This is a genomic window from Nostoc sp. NOS(2021), assembly GCF_017115025.1.
Classification (GTDB): Bacteria; Cyanobacteriota; Cyanobacteriia; order Cyanobacteriales; family Nostocaceae; genus Nostoc.
The window spans coordinates 1-3,160 of the sequence record NZ_JABXKM010000260.1 but is presented as its reverse complement, the minus strand read 5'-3'; the positions used below and the strand labels follow the sequence as shown (position 1 = coordinate 3,160).

Below are 3,160 nucleotides of genomic sequence, written 5' to 3'. Positions count from 1 at the left end.
CATTGGGCATTGGGCATTGGGCATTGGGCATTGGGCATTGGGCATTGGGCATTGGCGATTGAGTTTTTTCTCTATTCCCTATGCCCCATTCCCTATGCCCTACTTTGATATGCTTATTTTCAGAAGAGTAATTGAGATATTAGACCAAAATGGAGATTCAGTTCCGCGAAATTAATCCTTTTGATATGTGGATTTGGCTGAAATTCAGCACAAATCCTTCTGCGCGTGAAAAGCAGTTTGTAGAAGAAGTTTTCAATTCCTGGTTTTATCTGGGTAAATTGGGTGCATTTAATGCTGAGAATCTTCAGGTGCAGGACACTGGACTCGATATCAGCTACATGAATTATGATGCACAAGGGTATGATAAAAGCCTGCTAGCACTGATGCACAACATCGGTGAGTTTGAATATGAGGGTCAGTGGGGGCGTTGTTGGTTTGACTTAGGAACCAGTGATGCGATCGCTCTGGATATTTTAATCAACGCCCTCACACAGCTAAGTGAGGAATATGTCACCATTGAAGAATTGTACATGGGTGGCGAAAATTCAGATTGGCCTATTGAGGATAGCGAAAGTCGTCCTCAGTCTATTTACGATAATTAGTTATAAAAATGAATAAAGCAGGCGAAATTCGGGTAATAGCCTTGGGGCTAATTCGGGATGGTGAACGCATATTTCTTTCTGAAGGCTACGACCCCGTAAAGCAAGAAAGATTTTATCGTGCTTTGGGCGGTGGTGTTGAATTTGGCGAAACCAGCCGCGTCGCCTTAGAACGGGAGTTTCAAGAGGAAATTCAGGCAGACTTAACGAATATTAATTATCTAGGTTGTATAGAGAACCTGTTTACATTTAATGGTAGGCAAGGTCACGAAATTATTCAGCTTTATCAATGTGATTTTGCTGATTCCAAATTTTATCAACTGGAAAGTTTAGTTTTTTCAGAATCACAAAATCATAAACATAGAGCGTTATGGATAGATATCTCTCGCTTGAAATCTGGGGAATTCCGATTAGTACCTGAAGTATTTTTTGAATATTTATAAATCATCTGGAAATTTAAATCCCACATTCCGCACCTTGGGGTGTCACATAGTGTAATTACTAAGTTTTTGTGATTTTTGTAGTTGCAGATTATGCTTGTGCATCTTCGATGTTCAGTTATTTTACTGCTTTAATGTATATTCAGTAGCTTTGTTTCCATCTAAAAAACAGTAAAAACCGATTGTGACAGTTGAGGGTGCGGAATGTAGGTTAAATGGTAGATGCGTAGGCTAGCAATAACCGCATCTTGTTCATTGGCAGGCAAATTTTTATTTTAGATCCCCCCTAACCCAGGGCTATTTCATCCTCATCTAGTCCGCCTCAGAATGAATTCTGAGTCTAACAGCGAAAGTCGTCTAAAGACGACTAAGAAAAGGTTATAGTCAGTTTTAACGGACTTTAGCTATGAGCCGCTAAACTTCAGTTCTGGGCGGTTTCTGTCTAGAACGAAATAGCCCTGCCCCTAACCCCCCTTAAAAAGCTATCTATTACCCGGATCTTTCTTAAAATTTGCGAGTGCGATCGCTCACCAAATCCTGAAGCCTTAAAACTTTTCCGATTAAAGTAAAGGAGTCAGCAATCGAGAGACTCTCACAGCTAACTTGAACCAAAAAGGTTTTTTATCGTACTCATCAAGATCAACAGCAACACAGACAGCTAAATCATCCTCTAACATCTTTTTCACACTTTGGACAAACCGACGTTCGGTAACAAAACCCATAACTTCAAAATTTAGGGAAAAAGAGCGATTATCTAAGTTAACAGTTCCTACCCCTGCTAGATTCTCATCAATGACTATAACTTTCTGGTGCATAAACCCATTTTTGTAACGATACAACCTGATACCGATTGTTTCCATTTCGGTGTAGTAAGAGAAGGAACATAAATAAACAAATAAGTGATCAGGTCGATTTGGTAAGATAATTCGCACATCTACACCTCGCATTGCTGCCAGTTTTAAGGCTGACAATGTTGCCTCGTCCGGCACAAAGTATGGACTAGCAATCCAGAGGTGAGTTTGAGCTTGATTAATTAGTTCGACGAAAAAAAGCTTACAAGCTGGTAGCTGATCTGCGGGCCCTGTAGGAAGTATGAATGCAGTTTGATTAGTTTCCCGATTAATTTTTACCTGCCAGTTAACTTCGAGAAGTTTTCGAGTTGCCCAATACCAATCTCGCACAAAGGAGTTTTGTAGGCTTTGTACAGTTGGACCTTCGAGCATCATGTGGGTATCGCGCCAGGGACTCAAGCGAGGATTTTTTCCTAAATATTCGTCACCAATATTTAGTCCACCTACAAATGCTATTTCTCCATCCACCACCAGAATTTTCCGATGATTGCGAAAATTAAATTGGAACCGATTACCCTGACCTTTAGTGGTGTTAAATGCACTCACTGCAATTCCATGCTGTTTTAGAGACTCGATATAAGAGCGAGATAATTTCTGTGAACCAATTTCATCGTAGAGAAAGTAGATGCTTACTCCTTGTTTGGCTTTAGCAATCAATGCTTCTTTAAACTCATTACCTGATTGGTCATCGTTAACACTATAGGATTGCAACAAAATATAATTTGTCGCCGATGCAATCTTTTTCAGCATCGCTTTATAGGTTTGCTGACCATCAATCAGTAATTCGGCAGCATTGCCTGATGTGAAAGAAATTTCTGTAAAAGCCTCCGCTAATGGTTGCAACTCGGCTAGATTATCTGGTGGCGCAACCTGAAATTTAATAACTTCACTATAAGTCTGATGAACAAGCTTGTAGTGTTGTGCATAGACTGAGCGCAGTGTTTCAGCATATCCATGAAATTTAGTTCTTCCTAAAATCCAATACAACGGAATAGCTAGCCAGGGGAAGGTAATTAGAGAAATGCTCCAGGCAATTGCCCCTTGGGAAGAACGCACATTCATTACTGCATGGGCTGCATGTGCAACTCCCACGAGATGAACAACAACTGTAGCTGTGCTAAAAATAGCTAGAACACCACCATCTACTAGCATCTTAGTTTTTTTGAGTATTGATATCAGGACTTACGCAAACAATAGCCGAAAAGAGTGATTTTATGGTAGGGGCAATTCATGAATTGCCCCTACAGCGTGTGGTTTTGCGTAAGTCCTA

3 protein-coding genes are annotated in these 3,160 nt (G+C 40.3%); 2 read left to right on the top strand and 1 reads right to left on the bottom strand.

Annotated elements, in window-relative coordinates; translation table 11 throughout:
* Positions 1-149: 149 nt before the first annotated feature.
* Together HWQ41_RS26535 and HWQ41_RS26530 are read left to right on the top strand one after the other, a co-directional pair.
* Complete coding sequence (locus HWQ41_RS26535; protein ID WP_292769815.1) at positions 150-602, top strand: DUF3531 family protein; 453 nt, start codon at positions 150-152, stop codon at positions 600-602.
* 8 nt (positions 603-610) lie between these two features.
* Positions 611-1,042 carry an NUDIX domain-containing protein gene (locus tag HWQ41_RS26530; protein ID WP_292769813.1) on the top strand — a complete coding sequence of 144 codons (432 nt, stop codon included), beginning with the start codon at positions 611-613 and terminating at the stop codon, positions 1,040-1,042.
* Between the two features lie 557 nt (positions 1,043-1,599).
* Here the strand turns inward: HWQ41_RS26530 and cls are convergent.
* The gene (gene cls, locus HWQ41_RS26525) at positions 1,600-3,042 is read right to left on the bottom strand and encodes a cardiolipin synthase (RefSeq protein WP_292769811.1); all 1,443 of its coding nucleotides are present in this window, start codon (positions 3,040-3,042) and stop codon (positions 1,600-1,602) included.
* Positions 3,043-3,160 lie beyond the last annotated feature (118 nt).

Coding starts and splice junctions, on each gene's coding strand:
- HWQ41_RS26535 (WP_292769815.1), top strand. CDS start 150: ATGGAGATTCAGTTCCGCGAAATTAATCCTTTTGATATGTGGATTTGG.
- HWQ41_RS26530 (WP_292769813.1), top strand. CDS start 611: ATGAATAAAGCAGGCGAAATTCGGGTAATAGCCTTGGGGCTAATTCGG.
- cls (WP_292769811.1), bottom strand. CDS start 3,042: ATGCTAGTAGATGGTGGTGTTCTAGCTATTTTTAGCACAGCTACAGTT.